The 16801-nt window shown below is 71.4% G+C and carries 16 protein-coding genes; 6 read left to right on the forward strand and 10 right to left on the reverse strand.

Translation table 11 applies throughout. The features are described 5' to 3' along the window. The first annotated feature begins 94 nt into the window (after positions 1-94). Positions 95-571, forward strand: a complete 477-nt coding sequence (locus ACFQV6_RS35045) for a PaaI family thioesterase (protein ID WP_378031967.1) — start codon at positions 95-97, stop codon at positions 569-571. A gap of 7 nt (positions 572-578) precedes the next feature. Here the strand turns inward: ACFQV6_RS35045 and ACFQV6_RS35050 are convergent, their stop codons facing one another. The 6 genes from ACFQV6_RS35050 to ACFQV6_RS35075 form a co-directional block, all read right to left on the reverse strand. Continuing rightward, positions 579-1427 carry an ABC transporter permease gene (locus ACFQV6_RS35050; protein WP_378031968.1) on the reverse strand — a complete coding sequence of 283 codons (849 nt, stop codon included), beginning with the start codon at positions 1425-1427 and terminating at the stop codon, positions 579-581. Then, positions 1424-2422 (reverse strand): ABC transporter ATP-binding protein, encoded by a 999-nt coding sequence (locus ACFQV6_RS35055; RefSeq protein ID WP_378031969.1) that lies wholly within the window; start codon positions 2420-2422, stop codon positions 1424-1426. The genes ACFQV6_RS35050 and ACFQV6_RS35055 overlap by 4 nt, the downstream gene beginning before the upstream one ends. After that, a complete protein-coding gene (locus ACFQV6_RS35060; RefSeq protein ID WP_378031970.1) occupies positions 2419-3507 on the reverse strand; it encodes a hypothetical protein in 1089 nt (362 codons plus the stop codon). The genes ACFQV6_RS35055 and ACFQV6_RS35060 overlap by 4 nt, the downstream gene beginning before the upstream one ends. Then, complete coding sequence (locus ACFQV6_RS35065; RefSeq protein ID WP_378031971.1) at positions 3491-3985, reverse strand: sigma-70 family RNA polymerase sigma factor; 495 nt, start codon at positions 3983-3985, stop codon at positions 3491-3493. Before ACFQV6_RS35065 ends, ACFQV6_RS35060 begins: the two co-directional genes overlap by 17 nt. A 734-nt stretch (positions 3986-4719) precedes the next feature. Next, positions 4720-5556 (reverse strand): oxidoreductase, encoded by an 837-nt coding sequence (locus tag ACFQV6_RS35070; protein WP_378031972.1) that lies wholly within the window; start codon positions 5554-5556, stop codon positions 4720-4722. After that, complete coding sequence (locus tag ACFQV6_RS35075; protein ID WP_378031973.1) at positions 5553-6398, reverse strand: NAD(P)H-binding protein; 846 nt, start codon at positions 6396-6398, stop codon at positions 5553-5555. The genes ACFQV6_RS35070 and ACFQV6_RS35075 overlap by 4 nt, the downstream gene beginning before the upstream one ends. A 105-nt stretch (positions 6399-6503) precedes the next feature. On the opposite strand from ACFQV6_RS35075, the gene ACFQV6_RS35080 reads away from it, so the two are divergent. Beyond that, positions 6504-7475 carry an AraC family transcriptional regulator gene (locus ACFQV6_RS35080; RefSeq protein WP_378031974.1) on the forward strand — a complete coding sequence of 324 codons (972 nt, stop codon included), beginning with the start codon at positions 6504-6506 and terminating at the stop codon, positions 7473-7475. Here the strand turns inward: ACFQV6_RS35080 and ACFQV6_RS35085 are convergent. Both ACFQV6_RS35085 and ACFQV6_RS35090 read right to left on the reverse strand, forming a co-directional pair. Further along, the gene (locus tag ACFQV6_RS35085; protein ID WP_378031975.1) at positions 7427-7888 is read right to left on the reverse strand and encodes a VOC family protein; all 462 of its coding nucleotides are present in this window, start codon (positions 7886-7888) and stop codon (positions 7427-7429) included. The two genes, ACFQV6_RS35080 and ACFQV6_RS35085, sit on opposite strands and share 49 nt — an antisense overlap. Continuing rightward, the gene (locus tag ACFQV6_RS35090) at positions 7885-8445 is read right to left on the reverse strand and encodes a DinB family protein (protein ID WP_378031976.1); all 561 of its coding nucleotides are present in this window, start codon (positions 8443-8445) and stop codon (positions 7885-7887) included. Before ACFQV6_RS35090 ends, ACFQV6_RS35085 begins: the two co-directional genes overlap by 4 nt. A 62-nt stretch (positions 8446-8507) precedes the next feature. Here ACFQV6_RS35090 and ACFQV6_RS35095 point away from each other — a divergent pair, with 62 nt between their 5' ends. From ACFQV6_RS35095 to ACFQV6_RS35110, 4 genes are all read left to right on the forward strand, one after another. Next, positions 8508-9476, forward strand: coding sequence for a helix-turn-helix transcriptional regulator (locus ACFQV6_RS35095; RefSeq protein WP_378031977.1), 969 nt, complete (start codon positions 8508-8510; stop codon positions 9474-9476). A 70-nt stretch (positions 9477-9546) separates the two neighbouring features. Continuing rightward, entirely contained in the window at positions 9547-10632 is a 1086-nt protein-coding gene (locus tag ACFQV6_RS35100; RefSeq protein WP_378031978.1) for a LuxR C-terminal-related transcriptional regulator, read from the forward strand. Then, the gene (locus ACFQV6_RS35105) at positions 10629-11303 is read left to right on the forward strand and encodes a hypothetical protein (RefSeq protein WP_378031979.1); all 675 of its coding nucleotides are present in this window, start codon (positions 10629-10631) and stop codon (positions 11301-11303) included. The genes ACFQV6_RS35100 and ACFQV6_RS35105 overlap by 4 nt, the downstream gene beginning before the upstream one ends. 100 nt (positions 11304-11403) lie before the next feature. Next, entirely contained in the window at positions 11404-12351 is a 948-nt protein-coding gene (locus tag ACFQV6_RS35110; RefSeq protein ID WP_378031980.1) for a hypothetical protein, read from the forward strand. 50 nt (positions 12352-12401) lie between these two features. Here the strand turns inward: ACFQV6_RS35110 and ACFQV6_RS35115 are convergent, their stop codons facing one another. Next, positions 12402-15485 (reverse strand): amidohydrolase family protein, encoded by a 3084-nt coding sequence (locus tag ACFQV6_RS35115; RefSeq protein WP_378031981.1) that lies wholly within the window; start codon positions 15483-15485, stop codon positions 12402-12404. Further along, on the reverse strand, positions 15482-16771 hold the full coding sequence (locus tag ACFQV6_RS35120; protein ID WP_378031982.1) for a hypothetical protein: 1290 nt from the start codon (positions 16769-16771) through the stop codon (positions 15482-15484). The genes ACFQV6_RS35115 and ACFQV6_RS35120 overlap by 4 nt, the downstream gene beginning before the upstream one ends. Between the last annotated feature and the right edge of the window lie 30 nt (positions 16772-16801).

Here is a 16801-nt window from a genome sequence, read left to right on the forward strand (position 1 = left end):
CAAGGTGAGCCCCGACGGCACCCGGCCTCCAGGTTTCAGCCGGGCAACTTGTCCTGGCCAGGTGCTGTTCATCCGCCCCGGTCACACTCGCCGGATGGACGCGACCGGCCTGGCCCGCTCGTTGCTCGGCTCCATCCCGGCACATCAGTCGCTCGGTCTCGACGTCGTATGGTCCGCCGACGGGGTCGGTGAGGTGGCCGTGCAGGTGCCGCTGCGGTTCGGCAACGTCATCGGCGCGCTGCACTCCAGCGGCCTGATCACCCTGATCGACGCGGCGGGACTGGCCGCCATCGTCTCGGCCTGTCCCGGCGAGGGATCCTTCGACGGGCTCGTCCCGCTGGGTACCGCGGCCGCGCTGCGCTTCCTCGCGCCGGCCCGGGGGCGGCTGCTCGCCACCTGCGAGCTGACCGAGGATGCCCGGCGGCTCCTCACCGCCGTCTGCGGCGGCGAGGAGCAACGGGTCCGTTTCAGGACGTCCGCGTGTGTGACGAGCGAGGCCGGGACCGTCGTGTGCGAGGGCACCTTCGATTGGAACGTTCGCCGGGTGGCGTTGCACCGCGCGGCGGCCTGAACCGCGGCTACAGGTCCCGGCGCTGGAAGGCCACCGCGGCCAGCCCGAGCACGAGCAGGACCCACACGCCCGCCCAGGACAGATAGGCCCCGGTCAGCGACGAGATGCTCAGGAACGGGTGCGCCTGGAAAGCGTTCTCGAATTGTGCGAACAGCGTCGGATCCTGGAACGCCCGCATCGCACCGCGCCACAGCCCGTCGGTGGGCAGCAGAATTTGGGAGACCGTGCCGATCCGCTCCACGCTCGCGTTGCCGAGGGCGACGCCGACGTTGCCGACCACACCGGCGATCCAGGTGGCGCCGAAGAGGCCGACAGCCACGATGCCCGACGCCATCGGCGAGATCACCGTGGACAGCAGCAGGCCCAGGGTCAGCAGCGCGATGGCCTGCCCGGCGAGCAGCGCCAGGCCGGTGACCGGTTGCGGCGGCCAGTAGCCGACGGTGCCGCGCACGATGAGCAGCAGTGCGAAACCGGCCACCGCCACGAAGCCGCTGCCGAAGCAGACCAGGCCGAGCCACTTGCCGAGCAGGATCGCCGAGCGGCGTACCGGACGGCCCAGCACGGCCAGTGCGATGCCCGACTCGATCTCGCCGGACAGCGTCGGCCCGGCGAGGAACGCGGTGCCCAGCGCGGCGATCAGGCTCAGGCCGAACATCACCAGGTTCAGCACCATGGCCGCGGCCAGGCGTGCCTCACCGCTGGTCAGGCCGCCGAACTCCGCGTCGATCCGGGAGAAACCCCAGGCACTGAGACCCAGGAGTACGACGGTGAGCACCGCGAGTGACCGAAGGACCCGTCGCCGTGCCGCCTCCTGCAGGGTCAGATGGGCGATCGTGAGTACGACGCGCGCGGTCATTCGTCACTCCCTTGTCCGGCATTGTCGTGTCCGGTCGTGTCGTGTCCGGCCCGCAGGATGCTCAGGAGCCGCTCCTCGAGGCTGACCCGCGCGGGTTCCACCGAGTGCACACGCACCCCGAGAGAAACAAGATCAGCGACCAGATCGGGTACGACCACGGAGTCCTCCCCGTCCGGAATCGCGACCGTGAACTCGTCGCCGGATTGCGTCAGCTCACCGGTGGCGGCCAGCCGGCTCCGGGCCGGGCCGGTCACCCCGTCGAGCCGCATCCGCAGCTCCCGGCCGCCGAGCAGTTCCCGCAGGGTGCCGGCCGCGGCGACCTGGCCCTTGTCGAGGATGACCACCCGGTCGCAGACCCGTTCCACCTCGCCGATCAGGTGCGAGTTGAGCAGTACCGCCACACCGCGCTCCCGCAGCGACAGCAGCAGGTCCCGGACGTCGGCGCGGCCGATCGGGTCCAGGGCGCTCGTCGGCTCGTCCAGCACGACGAACTCCGGGCGGGCCACCAGGGCGACGGCCAGGCCGAGCCGCTGCTGCATGCCCTTGGAGAAGCCGCCCACCCGGTCACCGGCGCGATCGGCGAGGCCGACCAGGCCCAGGCACTCGCGCCGTTCCGCGTCGGGGATCGTGGCGCCCGCCAGGCGTACGTGCAGATTCAGCACTTCGGCGGCAGTGAGCCACGGCTGATAGCGGAACAGCTCCGGCAGGTAGCCGACGCGGGCCCGGGACTGCGGGTCCTTCGCCGGCCGGCCCAGCAGCAGCACCTCACCGGCGTCCGGGTGAACCAGCCCGAGCAGCATCTTGATGACCGTGGTCTTGCCGGCGCCGTTCGGCCCGAGCAGGCCCATCACCTCGCCGCGGGCGACGGTGAACGACACCCCGTCCACAGCTGTCCGTCGCCGGTACCGTTTGCGCAGGCCGGAACACCACACCGCGGGTGAGGCAGGCAGGCCGGCGAGAGCTTGCCGGGTGGCTTCTTCGGGTACGGCCGTCACCTGTCCCACCTCAACCCGCGCGCCACGGTCAGGACCTCATCGGTGCTCAGCGAACCGGCCACCGCGGTGACCACACCGTCCTGGACCCAGACCACGGCCGCCAGAACCTGATCGCGGGAGGCGAACACCGTCGCGGGGGAGCCGTTCACGTCGGCTGTCGAACTGGTCAGCTCCTCCGCCATCACGTGCACCGGCAGCGTCTTGCCGTCACCGGAGAACCGGCGCAGCTGAGCCGCCACGTCCTCGGGCAGGCCGGACAGGGAGAGCAGGTAGTCGCGGGCCGTGGCGAACGGGACACCCGAGGAGTAGGCGGTGGGCGAGAAGGCCCGGCCGACGATCAGGGACGGTACGCCCCGGTCCTCGGCCCAGACCGCCGCGACACCCGGACCGGCGGTCAACCGGAAGCGGCTGCCGTCCAGGCCGGCGGGCATCGCGGGCAGCGTGTGACCGGTCGCGGAAGCCGACTTCGCGGCCTTCTCGGCGGAGAACGTGAACTCCGCACTGACCCGATCGCCGGTTTGGAACTGCGGCTCCCCGGACACGCCGCGCGGCAGCTGCGCCACCCGCGGGACGGACAACCCGGTGGCCTCGCGAGCCTTTGCGGCATCCGGGACCTGGCGTATGCGGGCGGGCTCGGTGAGGCTGACTTCTCCGTACCCCGAAAGGTCTGGAAGTTGAAGTAGATCCGCCTGCGAGATGGTGACCGGCGCGATCTGCTCGGTCCGGAAGACCTGCAGCCAGTCCGTGGCGGCGGCAGCGGTGGCGCCGGTCAGCAGCGCGACCACGGCGGCGGCCGCTACCACCGGCCGGCTCAGCCTGGCCCGCCAGCGCCCCACCCGGTCGGCGGCCGGGACACGCGCCGGCTCGGCGGTGGCGACGGTGCCGGACAGGCGCTGCCAGGCGGCGTCGACGTCGGGAGTGACCTCGTAGTTCAGGGCCGCACCGGCCGCTGCGGCGTCCTGCTGGGCGTTGGCCAGCGCGGACAGGCAGGACGGGCAGGTGGCGACGTGCTCACGATCGGCGTCGGCGACACCGGCCGGCTCGTCCACCAGCCGGCGCAGCGTGCCGTCAGTGGGATGACGCATGACCGTTCAACTCCTCGCGTAGGGCGGACTCGGCGCGCCGCACGGTGGTGCCGACGCTGCCGGGGGAAAGATCAAGAGCGGCGGCGACCTCGGCATAACTGAGACCGCTGTGCCGCAGGACGAGCGCGACGGCCTGCTTGCGCGGCAGCCTGGCCAGCGCCGCACGCACCCGGCGCCGCTCCTCGAGGGCCACGACGGTGTCGGCGACGTCCGGGGAGATCGGGGAACGACCACCGGCCGCCTCCTCGCGGGAGGTGCGGCGGCGGCCGGTACGCAGGTGGTTCAACGCGGTGTGCGCCGCCGCGACCGACAACCACCCGGTGGCCTCACCGGCGGGGACCGACGACCGCCCGAACGTCAGGAACACTTCCTGGGCGACGTCCTCGGCCTCGTCCCGGGACCCGAGAACCCGCGCGGCGACCGCGACGACGCGCGGGTACGCCGTACGGAAGACCTGCTCCAGGTCCGGTCGGACCACCGCGTCCCTCCGCTCGGCTCGCTCTGCCGGCAGCACCAGGGGCGCGGCCAGCTGTAATTGTTGGTTCACACCAGGAGAGCACCGCCGGTCCCGCGGATGTGACACGGTCTCCGGAATGGTCGTCCCGCACATAGCGGTTCGTAAATGCCCGCCCGCTCCCGTTCCGCTGCTCACGCCCAGCCGGTCGGTCGGCTGGCACTGAGCGGTGCTTTTTGTCTTGCGGGGCACCGCTCACGCCCAGCTGGTTGGGTGGGCTGGCTCTGAGCGGTGCTTTTTGTCTTGCGGGGCACCGCTCACGCCCAGCCGGGTGGGTGGGCTGGCTGTGAGGGGTGGTTGCGGCGTTGCGGGGCACCGCTCACGCCCAGCCGGCCCAGTTGCCGCGACTATGCGCGCGCACGCACATTGTGCTTCCGCTTTCCGGGCCGGCTCCCGGTGCGGCGGTGGGGCTTGCGGGAGGCAGCACCGGGAATCAGCTGGTGGGCGGCGTTACTGCTGGGCGGGTTTCATGGTGACTTCGGGTTTTCTGAGAGGCAGTAGGTCGACGAATAGCCGGTGTCCCGGGACGGCCGACGCGTCGGCGCCGAGCCGGATGCAGGCGTCGCCCAGAAGTTGAGCGAGAAATGTGCCGAATTGTTCTTCCACGGAGGCCTCCGGGCAGCGCTCGGCTGGTGGACTCAGCATGACGCAAGCGCCGGCTGGGTGGACAGCGTCGCCATGTCATCTCCGCGCTTCTGTCAGACAAGAGGGGGGTAACGGACGCCGGTGGCGTGTTCCGAGAAGTTCCAGAGGCGGGTGGCGAGGGCGGGGTCGTGGGAGCGGCGACTGGAGCGGACCACCGCGGGGTGGCCGTTGCGCTGGAGGAAGCCGTCCGGGCCGATCAAGGTGCCGCCGGTGATGTCGGGGGCTGTCGCGGCGTACAGGAGGGGGAGCGCGCCCATCTCCGGAGGCTGCGCCCGGCCGCCCGCGAGGAGTTTGCCCTGCAGGGAGGTGTCCCGGCGCTGGCCCTCGGTGGCGGTGACGCCGGGGTGGGCGGCCACCGAGATGGTGCGGCGGCCCGATGCGGCCAGGCGGCGCTGGAGTTCGTAGGCGAACAGGAGGTTGGCGAGCTTGGAACGGCTGTAGGCGGGCCAGCGGTGGTAGCGGCGGAGGGGCAGGGACAGATCGGCGGGGAGGCGGCCGAGGTGGTGCAGGCCGCTGGTGACGGTTACCACGCGGCCGCGGATCCGGTTGATGATCAGGGCGGTCAGGGCGAACGGGCCGAGGTGGTTGACGCCCAGGTGCAGTTCGAAGCCGTCGGCGGTGGTGCCCCGCGGCACGCCCATCACGCCGGCGTTGTTGATCAGGACGTCCACCTCCTCGTCGAGGTGGGTGGCGAAGGCGTGTACCGATGTCAGGTCGGCGAGGTCGATTGCCCGTACCTCAAGATCGCCTTTGATGGTGGACGCGACGGAGCGTGCGCGGGCCGGATCGCGGCACGCCATGATCACCCTATGGCCGGCCGCGGCCAGGGCGCGCGTCGCCTGCGCGCCCAGACCGCTGGTCGCGCCGGTCACGATCACGGTGAGGCTCATGGCGCGTGGACGATGGCGCGCAGGGTGGTGGCGAGATCGGTGGTGCAGGGGTGGGTGCGGTCGCCGCGGGGTTCGAGGAGGCCGCGGTTGCCGGCGTCGTAGAGGGCGACCAGCTCGGTGGCCAGCAGGGGCGGGATGCCGGTCTGGGTCAGGGTGTCCAGCCAGGCCGGCTGCGGGACGGTGACCACCTCCAACTTGCGGCCGAGCACGTCGCCCAACGTTTCGGCTACCTGCCGCTCGGTGTAGGCCGGCGCGTCCAGGACGACGACCTCGCTCGCCGCGGGTGGGGAGAGGAGGGCGAGCGCGACGGCCTCGCCGATGTCGCGGGTGGCGACCATCGGGATGGGCACGTCGGCGGTGTCGCCGAAGACCGGGTAGATGCCGGCGCCGGTCGCCGCGGGGAGAAGTTCCTCGGCCTTCTCCTGGAAGTGGGGGGCCCGGATGGCGGTGACCACGGTGCCGGTGTCGCGCAGCAGGTTCTCCAGGTGGTGCAGCCAGCGGATCGGGCCGGTGCCGTCGGCGAGGTCGGCGCCATAGGAGGAGAGCATGACCACGTGGGGGACGCCGCTGTCGGCGACCGCGCCGGCGATCGTGCCGGCCATCGCGCGGTGCTCCGTGTCGCCGCCGGTCGCGATGGTGGGTAGCAGCACGAACGCGCCGCGGCAGCCGGTGAAGGCCTTGGCCAGGGCGTCGCGGTCGGTGAGGTCGGCGACGGCCACCTCGGACCAGTCGCCGGCCCTGCGGGGGTCGCGGAGGACCTGGCGGACCGGCTCGCCCGCGTTGCTGAGCGCCCGGGCGGCTGCTCCGCCGACGTGCCCGGTGATCCCGGTGATGGCGTACATGATGATCTCCTGCCTGTTTGGGGTTGATTCCAGTGAACCGGCAGGGAGCGAGACGATCCATGTTCGTGGGGCTCGCTCGCATGTCTGATCGTCTACGCTGCGGCAATGGATCCGCTGGGGGACCTGCTCGACGGAGTGCGGGCGCACACCGCGGCCTTCTGCCAGGCGGTGCTGGATCCGCCGTGGGGGCTGCGGATCGAGGACGAGGCACCGCTGGCGCTGGCGATTCCGTTGCGGGGCCACGCCTGGGTGATTTTCGATGAGGGCGAGCCGGTTCTCATCAGGACCGGTGACGTGGCGATCGTTCAGGGGCCCGAGCCCTACACGGTTGCCGACAGCCCGGAGACCCGGCCGTCGATCTTCGTCCGGCCGGGGAACCGGCTGATCAGCCTGGACGGGATCGACGTCACCACCGATGCGAAGCGGCAGACGGTGATGAGCCGGCTCGGCAGCGCGGGCGGCTCGACGGTGCTGGCCAGCGGGACCTATCAGGTTTCCAGCTTCGTCAGCGGCCGGCTGCTGGCGTCGCTGCCCCGGATCGTGCACGTGCCGCGCGAGCAGGTCCGGTCGCCAATCATGGATCTGCTCGCGACCGAGGTGGACCGGGACGAGCCGGGACAGCAGGTGGTTCTCGACCGGCTGCTGGACCTGGCGCTGATCGCGACGCTGCGGGCCTGGTTCGCGCGCCCGGCGGCCGATCCGCCGGGGTGGTACCGGGCGCACGGTGATCCGCTGGTCGGGCCGGCGCTGCGGGTCATCCACGACGATCCGGCGCGGCAGTGGACCGTGGCCGGTCTCGCTGCCGCCACCGGGTCGTCGCGGGCGGCCTTCGCGCGCCGGTTCACCGACCTGGTCGGTCAGCCGCCGATGACGTACGTGACGCACTGGCGCCTCGACCTGGCGGCCGAGGCGCTGCGGAACAGCGACGCCACGGTCAGCTCGATCGCGCGGCAGGTGGGGTACGCCAACGCGTTCGCCCTCACCGTCGCGTTCAAGCGGGTCCGGGGCACCGCTCCGCAGCAGTTCCGTCAGTCCAGGCAGAACTCGTTGCCCTCGGGGTCGGCCATCACGATGTAACCGGCGCTCATCGGGGGAGTGGGCTCGTCACGGCGCAGCCGCTTGGCGCCCAGCCCGACCAGCCGGTCGCATTCCGCCTCCAGCGCTGCCATCCGCTCGTCACCGTCGAGGCCGGGCGCCGAGCGGACGTCGAGGTGCAGCCGGTTCTTGGCGGTCTTGCCCTCCGGCACCCGCTGGAAGAAGATCCGCGGCCGCTTGCCCTCGGGGTCCTCGATGGCCGATCGGGAGTTCCACTCCTCCTTCGGTACGCCGAACCGGGCGAGTGCCTCCTCCCACGCGGCGAAGGGGTCGGCGCCCTCGGGGAGCTCGACGCCGGGCGGCCCGGGGATCAGGTAGCCCAGCGCGTCGGCCCAGAAGACGGACAGCGCCCGCGGGTCGTGGGCGTCGAAGGTGACCTGGAATTCGCGGCTCATCGGAGGGCTCCTTGTCGAAAGTGGAGGTCACGCAGCAGGCAGACCTCGGACAAATGGTGGATCAGTTCACGCTGGATGTGCAGGATCAGGGCGGCCATCGGCAGGTCCGGATAGGGCTCCTTGTCGCCGGCCGGCATTCCCAGCCCATCCTCGCCGAGTCCGCGCACCCCTTCCAGCCAGACTCCGAGCTGCTGCTCCAGCTGGTCGAGTGCGCCGGACGCGGTTCCCGCGTATTCCCAGCTCTCGTAGGACGCGGGCGGTGCGCCGAAGTGGGACGCGTTGCGCGCCGCCAGCACACCGACGATGACGTGGCCGAGCCGCCAGGCGATCGTGGTGAAGGCCGGCGGTTCCGGTTCCGGGAACGCGTAGTCGATCACGAAGTCGCCGCTGCCGGCCTGGATCGGCGCCGTGGATCTCCCGCGCGGCCGGACACTCCAGGCCTCCGGCACCGGCTCCCAGAAGTACTCGTCGTCGGTGAGGCCGTCGAGCCGCGCCTTGAGCTGGTTGTCCCAGTGGAACTCCCACTGGTCGCGAATCGTCCGGTTCCAGTTCTGCATGCACCCACCCTCGCAGAGATGGAGGACAGGATCGGTCCGCTATCTCTGGAAGAGTGGCGGCCATGGAGACCACGGAGCGGGTTCTCAAGCTGCTCGGGCTGCTGCAGCAGCGCCAGGTCTGGACCGGTCCGGATCTCGCCGGCCGGCTCGGTGTCACGCCCCGCACGGTGCGGCGCGACGTCGAGCGGCTGCGCACGCTCGGCTATCCGGTGCACGCCAGCCAAGGTGTCGGCGGCGGCTACCAGCTGGGACCGGGCCAGAACCTGCCGCCGCTGCTGCTCGACGACGAGGAGGCCATCGCCACGGCGGTCTCACTGCTGGCCGGCGCGGGCGCCGACGACGCCGCGCTGCGCGCGCTGACCAAACTCGATCAGGTGCTTCCGGCCCGGTTGAGGCATGAGGTACGGGCATTGTCGTCCTCGGTCGAGTCGTTCACCTCAGCCCGTACCCCGGTCGACCAGGAGGTGCTGATGACGCTGGCCAGGGCGTGCCGGGACGGGGTGGAGGCGGGATTCGAGTACCCGTCCGGGTCCTCCGGCGTGTGGCGGCGGCGGGTCGAGCCGTACCGGCTGGTCGCCTCGGACCGGCGGTGGTACCTGCTGGCGTACGACCTGGACCGTGACGACTGGCGCAACTTCCGGGTCGACCGGATGACCGAGGTGTCCGCCCGGACCTGGCGCTTCCGCCCGCGCCCGGCGCCGGACGCCGCCGCCTACGTCCAGGAGAACGTGGCCAGCCGGGTCTACCGGTTCCAGGCGCGGTTCCTGGTGCACGCCCCGGCCGAGACGGTGCGCGCCCAGGTCCCGGCCTCGGCGGCGGTGGTGACCGCGCGCGAGGACGGGCGGTGCGAGCTGCTCAGCGGTGCGGGCAGCCTGGACTTCGTTCTGATGCACATGGTCCTGCTCGGGCACCCCTTCGACATCATCGAGCCGCCGGAACTGCACGACCGCTGCCGCGTCCTCGCCGAGCGCCTGCTTTCCGCCGGCCCCGCTGACGGCGGGACTGCGGTTTTCCGCAATCGGGACTCATAAATCGGACACGGGGGTTCCCCGCATCGAGGTTGGTGGTTCTATGACCGCATCGGTACGGGGGAGGGTGACGATGGCTGGTCGAACGGCCGGGACGGCGCCGCTGCTGGTTGGTGCGGCGGTTCCGTCCCTGGCGCGCTGGGGAGTGACCCAGGACGCGGATCTTGTTTATCGGACGGTTGTCACGCTCGGGGTGCGGTCGGCGCCGGCGCTCGCCACCCAGCTGGGGCTGTCCGCCCGGCGGGTGCACGCCGCGCTGGCCGAGCTGCACGAGGCCGGTGCCGTCACCGCCGGGATCCAGCGGCGTGCGGGGCGCGCGCCGGTGTGGATGGCCGCACCCGCCGGCGAGGTGGTCGAGCGGCTCCGGGCGCGCCGGATGCGGGTTGCCGACCGGGAGACGCAGAGCCGGTCGCACCGGCGGGCGGTGGAGTTCGCGACCGGCGGGCGGGTCCGGCCGTGCGCGGGGGAGCAGCTCGGCGACGGGGTGCACTACCTGGACTCCCGGGACGCCGCCCGCGACCGGCTGGCCGCCCTGAACGCGGTGGAGCGGCACGAGCAGCTCGCCATCAACACCGAGCAGTCCTTCGACGCGCCGTCGGCCCGCGCGGCGGCGCCGCTCGACCGGTCGCTGATGGCCCGGGGGATCCAGCTGCGGGTGCTCAGCCTGCCGCCCGCCGACGGTGACCTCCAGGTTCACCCGTTCCTGCTGAACACGCCGCACTGCACCTACCGGGAAGCGGCCGATCTGCCCATGAAGCTCGTCGTCGTGGACCGGCGGGTGGCGTTCTTCCCCGCCGACCCGGACGACATCGAGCGCGGCTATCTGGAAGTCAGCCATCCCGCGATGGTTCGGTCGCTGGTCACGCTCTTCGATCAGCGCTGGGACTCGGCGGTCGATCCACGGAGGTGCGGCATGCCCGACATCGTGCTGTCCGAGCGGGAGCGAGCCCTGATCAACCTGCTCGCCGAGGGGCACACCGACGCCAGCGCGGCGACCCGGTTGCGGCTGAGCGCCCGATCGGTGACCACCATCATGCGCGGTCTGATGGACCGGGTGGGTGTCGAGAACCGCTTCCAGCTCGGGCTGGCGCTCGGCGCCGTCCGCGCCGCCGGCAGGCCGGCCGTGACTGAGAGCTCCGAGACCGGGGAGGCGTCATGAAGTCGATCCACCGGGTGATCGCCTCGCTCGTCACGGCGATGGCCGTCGCCGCCGCCACGCCGGCGTGGGCGGCGACACCAGAGCCCACGCCGACGGTGTTCCCGCCCCGACCGGTGCCGACGACGCCCCTGCCGGTGATACCGACGTATTCCGCACCGGCTCTGCCCCGGCCCGTCCCGACGATGCCCGTCCCGCCGGACCCGGCCTGCATACCGGTCGAGTTCAGCGAGTACAGCATCGCCGCGTCGCCGATCCAGTACACGTTCACGGTGAGCGGTACGGTGCGGGCCTGCTCCCACGTGGCCATCGGCGCCTCCTGGACCATCGCCACGTTCCGGACCGGTGGCCGCGGCGTGGCGTACGGGCCGAGGTCGTTCCTGTCCCTCACCGAGCCGCGAGTCACCTTCACGTTCGAGGACTGGGGTGGACTCGACACCTGGGCCGTCTGTGTGGTCAGGAACCTGCGCCCGGCCCCGGAACAACCGGCTCTGCGGGTGGCCGACCCGATGGGCTGCTTCGGGCCCGGCGAGGTGAACGGCGCCCTGACCGCGGTACCGGTACCCCTTGACGATCCGCGGTTCGCCGGCGCCCTGCTGGGACCGCCCGTGGATCTTTCCCGCCCGGTCTGCGGCAGCTGCCTTGAGGGCGTCAACCCCAGCCCCACGCCCTAACACCGCCTCCGAACGCACCGCGCACGCCCTCTCGCGAGGGTGGCGATGCGCCGTGCCCGCATGCCCGAAATTCCGAACCCACGACCGGAGAGGAACAACCATGCACCGACGAAGCAGAGTGATCTCGGGGCTCAGCGGCCTCCTGATGGCTCTCACCCTGGCGATCACCGCACCGGCCGGCGCGGCCACCGCTCAGCAGGCCGGCCCGGACGCGTCCGTCGCCCGCCCACCGGCCGGCGCCCAGCAGTCGCGTGTCGCCGCGGCGGCCACGAAGAACAAGGTCCTGGTGGGTCAGAACGGCAACCTCAGCATCATCACGCCGCGGGGCGACCTGCTCATGTATTACCACCACGGCTGGATCGACGGCACCGCCAACTTCAGCCCGGGTTACGACCACGGCGACGGCTGGAACGCGTTCGTCAAGGTGATCAGCGTCGGTGTGAACGACTCGTACGACAACATGTACCTGGCCACCACGTCGAACGGAAACATGTACGCCTATTACTGGAAGCACAACGAGCAGCGCTGGGTGAACCCGGCCGGCACGCTGGTCGGCCAGGGCTGGCAGGGCACCCAGAAACTGATCTCCGGCGGCAACTACGGATACGAGACGCAGGTCTACCGCATCACCGACAGCGGCCAGCTGTACTACTACCACTTCTCCGGGGTCCCGGGCGAGGGTGGTGGCTTCACGGAGAGCGGGCTGATGTCCAACGCCGGCTGGGGCGGCTTCCTGTACGCCACGGCGTCGCAGAGCAAATTCTACGGCGTCCAGTCCAACGGCGACGTGCTGTTCTACCAGTACAACTGGGCGCTGAACAGGTGGGACAACCAGGGCGTCGGCCAGGTCATCCACCGGAACTGGACCGGCGGCAACTGCGGGTTCCAGACCGTGCAGGCCGGCGGCTACAACTCGAACAGTGAGGTCATCTACGGCGTCGACGGAAGCGGGCGGCTGCGCTGGTTGCGGCACGCCGTGATCTCGAGCAGCCATTACTGGTACCCGTCGGACTCCTGCGGCTTCATCGTCGGCAACGGCTGGATGTGAGAGGACCGTGGCGGGGCGGGAGGCCCGCCCCGCCGCGGCGAAACTCGACTTCAGTGGGCGCAGCAGGCGTGCCGGCTCTCCTCGACGTAGGCGGGGTCGTGCCACCAGAAGCGGTCGTTGGCGGGGTTGGCGGCGAGTGACGGGAGAACCGGGCTCGCTGCCATCGTCGTCACCGGTCTCGTCAGGAACGGTTCCAGCAGCTCGTCGACCGTGTGCAGCACCCCGGCGGACATCACCTGGCGGACGTTGGCGGCCTGCGTGATGTCGGCGAGCGGGTTACCGCCCAGCACCGCGAGGTCCGCGTAGTGTCCGGGAGCGATCAGGCCGAGCGGCTCCTCCAGGAACTCGCCGGGAATGCGGGTGGCGGTGCTCAGCGCCTCGTAGGGCGTCATGCCGTAGGCCACCATGGCGCGCAGATTGAGGTGGGTGCTCACCGCGTTGGGCGCGATCGGCGAGTCGGTGCCGGTGATGACGGTGCCGCCGCCGCGGTACAGGCGGATCAGGTGGGCGACCTGCCGGGCCAGGTTCTCCCGGGTCACGGTCTGGTCGGTGGTCCGGGCGGCGGCGGCGATGGTCTGCAGGTTCGCGTATTCCCAGCTGGGATAGAGGGTGCGGACCCGCGGGTCGGTGAGCAGGCTGTCGTCCTCGCGCAGCAGCGTGACGGCCGCAAACAGCGTCGGTGTCCGGGCCGCCCTCGTGGTCAGGAAGACGTCGTCCACGTCGGAGTAGACGTTGCCGAGCGCGGTCACCGTACGCGAATAGCCGAACCGGCTGGTGGCGCCGACGTGCTCCTGACCGTCGCCGCCGAAGGCGAAGGCGGGGTAGTGGTAGTGCGAGGTGGCGTGGATGCGGTGCCGGTGCGCCCACTCGATCACCTGGCGCTGGCGCTCCGGCGACAACCTGACGTAGGACTTCATCAGGTCGTAGTCGAGCGCACCGGCACGCTCGAGCTCCAGCGCGACCTGCCGCGGATCGTAGGTGGGGCGCATGAAGTTGTAGAAGATCCGGGAGCCGTCGATGGCCTCACCGGTGGCGAAATAGCGGGGGCCGATCCGTGCACCGGATTGGATCGACTCGCGTTCCTCGACCATGTGATAGGCCGGGCTGCCGGGGGAGCGGGTCGTGGTGATGCCGAGGGAGAGCCACAGCCGGCCCTGGCGGGCGCCGTAGGCGTACCCCTGCATTTCTCGATGGTGATGCATGTCGATCAGTCCTGGCGTGACCACCGCGGTGCGCGCGTCCACCTGCCGCCCGTCCCGGCCGGGACGGTGCGGCTCGACCGCGGTGATCCGATGACCCTCCACCACGATGTCGATGTCGCGGATCAGGTCACGCCGGGTGCCGTCCCAGACCGCGCCGGCATGGATGACGGTCCGGCCGCGCGGCGCGGCATTCGCCCAATGCAAATGCAGGGGTACGGTCGACGGCCGGCCGCCATCCGGATGGACCGTCCGGAGTCTCCCCTTGTTCAGGTAGAGCAGCCGGGCCGAGTCACCGCTCCAACTCGGCGCGTCGGTCACCTCGTGAGTGATCTGCCGCGGTGTCCCCGCATAGCTGCCGTCCGGGTGCACGTCCACCACCCACAGCACGCTGGCCAGCACGAACGCGAGCTTGCGGCCGTCCGGAGACCAGACCGGGCCGTCGTCGCCACGGGTCTGGATCGACCGGTGCGGCAGCGGATCGAGGTAGCGGCCCGCACCGGTGGCGACGTCGACCAGCAGGATCTTGCTGAGCCCCTCCCGGAACCGGGCCGAGTAGGGCACCACAGCGGCCAGGGCGATGGTCCGCCCGTCCGCCGACCAGCTCGGCCGTCCCGGCTCGAAGGTGGCGGCGAACAGCTGCCGGACCGCGCCGGTGGCCACCTCGACCGTGTAGAGGGCGCCGGTCTGGTCCAGGAACGCGAGGTGCGATCCGTCGGCGGACCAGCTCCCGGACACCGCTGCCGCGCCGGGCAGCGAGGTCAGCTGCCGGTCGGCGCCGGTGGCCAGGTCCCGGATCCAGAGGTCCAGCTTGCCGCCGCGGTCGGTGGAGTAGGACAGCGAGCGCCCGTCCGGTGACCAGGCAGGATCCGACTTCCACCAGTGGTCGCGGGTGAGCGGCTTGGGTGGCTGCCCGATTCGCATGGTCCAGATGTCGTTGAGCGCCCGGAACGCGATCGAACGGCCGTCCGGCGACAGCACCGGGCTGCCGACGCCGAGGACCGGCTGGGGCGTACGCGAATCGAAGTCCCGCCTGCGCTTGCGGTATCGCGGCCTGGTCAGCGAGACCGGTGCGGCGAAGCCGATCCGGGCGGCCGGTGCCGTGGAGCCGAGCGTGCGCCGCCGGATGCCACCGTCAGCGGCGTAGACGATCTCGCGGCCGGACCGCCACGTCACCCGGAACGGGAACACCTCCTCGCCGGTCACGACGGGGGCGCCGTCGAGCCACAGTTCGCTGCGCCCGTCCAGGGTGAGCTGGTAGATCAGCCCGGCGCCGTCCGGTGTCCACTCCGGGCCGCGGATGACCTGCCCGGCGGGCACGGTGATCGCGGTGCTGCGGCTGCCGGTGGTGACGTCGACGACGTCGATGCGGGTGTTCGCGACGACGAAGGCGATCCGCCGGCCGTCCGGTGACCAGGCCGGTTCGTACTCCTCGGCGGCGCTGTCGGCGATCGCGGTGAGCTGCCCGGATGCCACATCGAGTAGGTGGATGCCGTAGCTGCCGGAGATGTCGGCGGAGACGGCGATGCGGCGGCCGTCGGGGGAGAAGCGGGGTTCGCGGTGGTCGTACGGCCCGGAGGTGAGCCGCCGCAGGCCGGAGCCGTCCGGCCGGATCGTCCACACGTCGAAGGTGCCGGTCCGGTAGGACTGGAACGCGATCGTGCCACCGTCCGGTGACCAGTCCGGCTGGGCGATGTCGAAGAGGTCGCCGGTCAGGCGGCGCGCCGGCCCGCCCGAGGCGGGCAGGACCCACAGCACGCCGGCCAGGTCCATCGCGATCCGCCGGCCGTCCGGCGACAGCCGCACGGCGAGGTTGGTGCCCTGATCGAGACCGGTCCGGTTGGTCCCGGCGGCGGTGGCCCGGGTCGCCAGCGGTCCGAGCACGGTGGTGCCGGCCACGCCGGCGAGAAGTTCACGTCTGCTGACAGCGGTCATCCCACCAATAGACGCTCATGGATTCTCCAGCGCAACAGCCCGGCGTCCCGGATCTCGGCGAGCTCACCCGCGGCCCGGTGGTGCCGGGTCGGCCGGAAGCCGGGGATCCGCGCGGTCCGTTCACCGGTGAACGGATCCCAGATTTCCAGGCCGCCCGGTGCCGCGGCGAACAACCGCCGGCCCGCGCTGAACAGGTCGCCCTCCGGCCCGGCGAAGGTGTGCAGCTCCACCCCGCTCCCGGCGTCGAAGATCCGCACTCCGGCCAGCATGTCCTCGTCGTCGGAGCCGAGGCCGCTGACGGCCAGCAGGTTGTCACCGACCCAGCACATCGGGGTGTTCCAGAGGTAGAACCGCTGGCACAGCCGCCGCCGGCTGGGGCCGTCGTCGGACTCCCACACGTCCTCGTCCAGCCAGCGGCGCAGATCCCACAGGTACGGAACACCGGCCGGCGCCCAGGCCCAGCTGTCGTCGGCGATCCACCTGCCGTTCGGGGAGACCCGCAGCTCACCCCGGAACAGGCCCGACGAGCGGTCACGGTCCATCCCGCTGTCGACTTCGCGGTTCATTTCGCGCGCGGTCAGCAGCCGGCCGGTTGACGCCTCGCTGACGTCCAGCCGGTTCCAGGCCGTACGGTGAACGACCTTGTCGTCCACGAACGCCAGCGACAGCGGGACCTGCTCGTTGTGGTAGCCGCCGCCGTCGAGCTTCAGGGTCACCTTGCCGGTGGTCAGGTCGAGCACCTGGCCGTACCGGCCGAAGTCGTTGACGACAGCGGCGAACCGGCCGTCCGGTGAGGTGTGCAGCCGCTGCTTGAGCCGCTTGCCCGTCTCGGCGGGCAGCCTCACCTTCGCCACCCTCTCGTGGGCGCCGGAGCCGGGGTCGAACCGGAAGAGCCGGCCGGTCTCGGTGAGGATCAGCCAGCCGGCGGGCAGCGGTGCGATGTCACGCACGGCACCCATGCCGACCGGCAGTGGTGTGGTGACGACCGTGGTGTCCACCGGCTCGGGGCGCTCACCGATGCCCGGCTCACCCCGCCAGCCGGAGAAACAGCCGGCGTCCTCGTCGTCGTAGAGCGCCACGCAGCCCTCGCAGATCACCGCGAGGCTCACCGGCACGCCCTTCTCGCGGGCCTGGTCGCAGGTGGTGCAGCACAGATCGGCGTCGAGACCCCGGCCGGTCAGCAGCCGGACGAAGTCGACGTCCTCGTCCTCGGCCGGCCGCAGCAGGTGGGGGCAGACGCGGCTGTGACCGGCATGCGCCACGTGGCCGCAGGCGAGCGTGTTCACCCCCGCCAGTGTGCTCGACGCCCGCCAGCC

Source organism: Actinoplanes sp. GCM10030250, from assembly GCF_042666575.1.
Taxonomy (GTDB): Bacteria; Actinomycetota; Actinomycetes; order Mycobacteriales; family Micromonosporaceae; genus Actinoplanes.

Bases quoted from the DNA above. Each gene is read 5' to 3' on its own strand.
- ACFQV6_RS35045 (WP_378031967.1), top strand. From the start codon at position 95: ATGGACGCGACCGGCCTGGCCCGCTCGTTGCTCGGCTCCATCCCGGCA.
- ACFQV6_RS35050 (WP_378031968.1), bottom strand. From the start codon at position 1,427: ATGACCGCGCGCGTCGTACTCACGATCGCCCATCTGACCCTGCAGGAG.
- ACFQV6_RS35060 (WP_378031970.1), bottom strand. From the start codon at position 3,507: ATGCGTCATCCCACTGACGGCACGCTGCGCCGGCTGGTGGACGAGCCG.
- ACFQV6_RS35070 (WP_378031972.1), bottom strand. From the start codon at position 5,556: ATGAGCCTCACCGTGATCGTGACCGGCGCGACCAGCGGTCTGGGCGCG.
- ACFQV6_RS35075 (WP_378031973.1), bottom strand. From the start codon at position 6,398: ATGTACGCCATCACCGGGATCACCGGGCACGTCGGCGGAGCAGCCGCC.
- ACFQV6_RS35080 (WP_378031974.1), top strand. From the start codon at position 6,504: ATGGATCCGCTGGGGGACCTGCTCGACGGAGTGCGGGCGCACACCGCG.
- ACFQV6_RS35085 (WP_378031975.1), bottom strand. From the start codon at position 7,888: ATGAGCCGCGAATTCCAGGTCACCTTCGACGCCCACGACCCGCGGGCG.
- ACFQV6_RS35090 (WP_378031976.1), bottom strand. From the start codon at position 8,445: ATGCAGAACTGGAACCGGACGATTCGCGACCAGTGGGAGTTCCACTGG.
- ACFQV6_RS35095 (WP_378031977.1), top strand. From the start codon at position 8,508: ATGGAGACCACGGAGCGGGTTCTCAAGCTGCTCGGGCTGCTGCAGCAG.
- ACFQV6_RS35100 (WP_378031978.1), top strand. From the start codon at position 9,547: ATGGCTGGTCGAACGGCCGGGACGGCGCCGCTGCTGGTTGGTGCGGCG.
- ACFQV6_RS35105 (WP_378031979.1), top strand. From the start codon at position 10,629: ATGAAGTCGATCCACCGGGTGATCGCCTCGCTCGTCACGGCGATGGCC.
- ACFQV6_RS35110 (WP_378031980.1), top strand. From the start codon at position 11,404: ATGCACCGACGAAGCAGAGTGATCTCGGGGCTCAGCGGCCTCCTGATG.
- ACFQV6_RS35115 (WP_378031981.1), bottom strand. From the start codon at position 15,485: ATGACCGCTGTCAGCAGACGTGAACTTCTCGCCGGCGTGGCCGGCACC.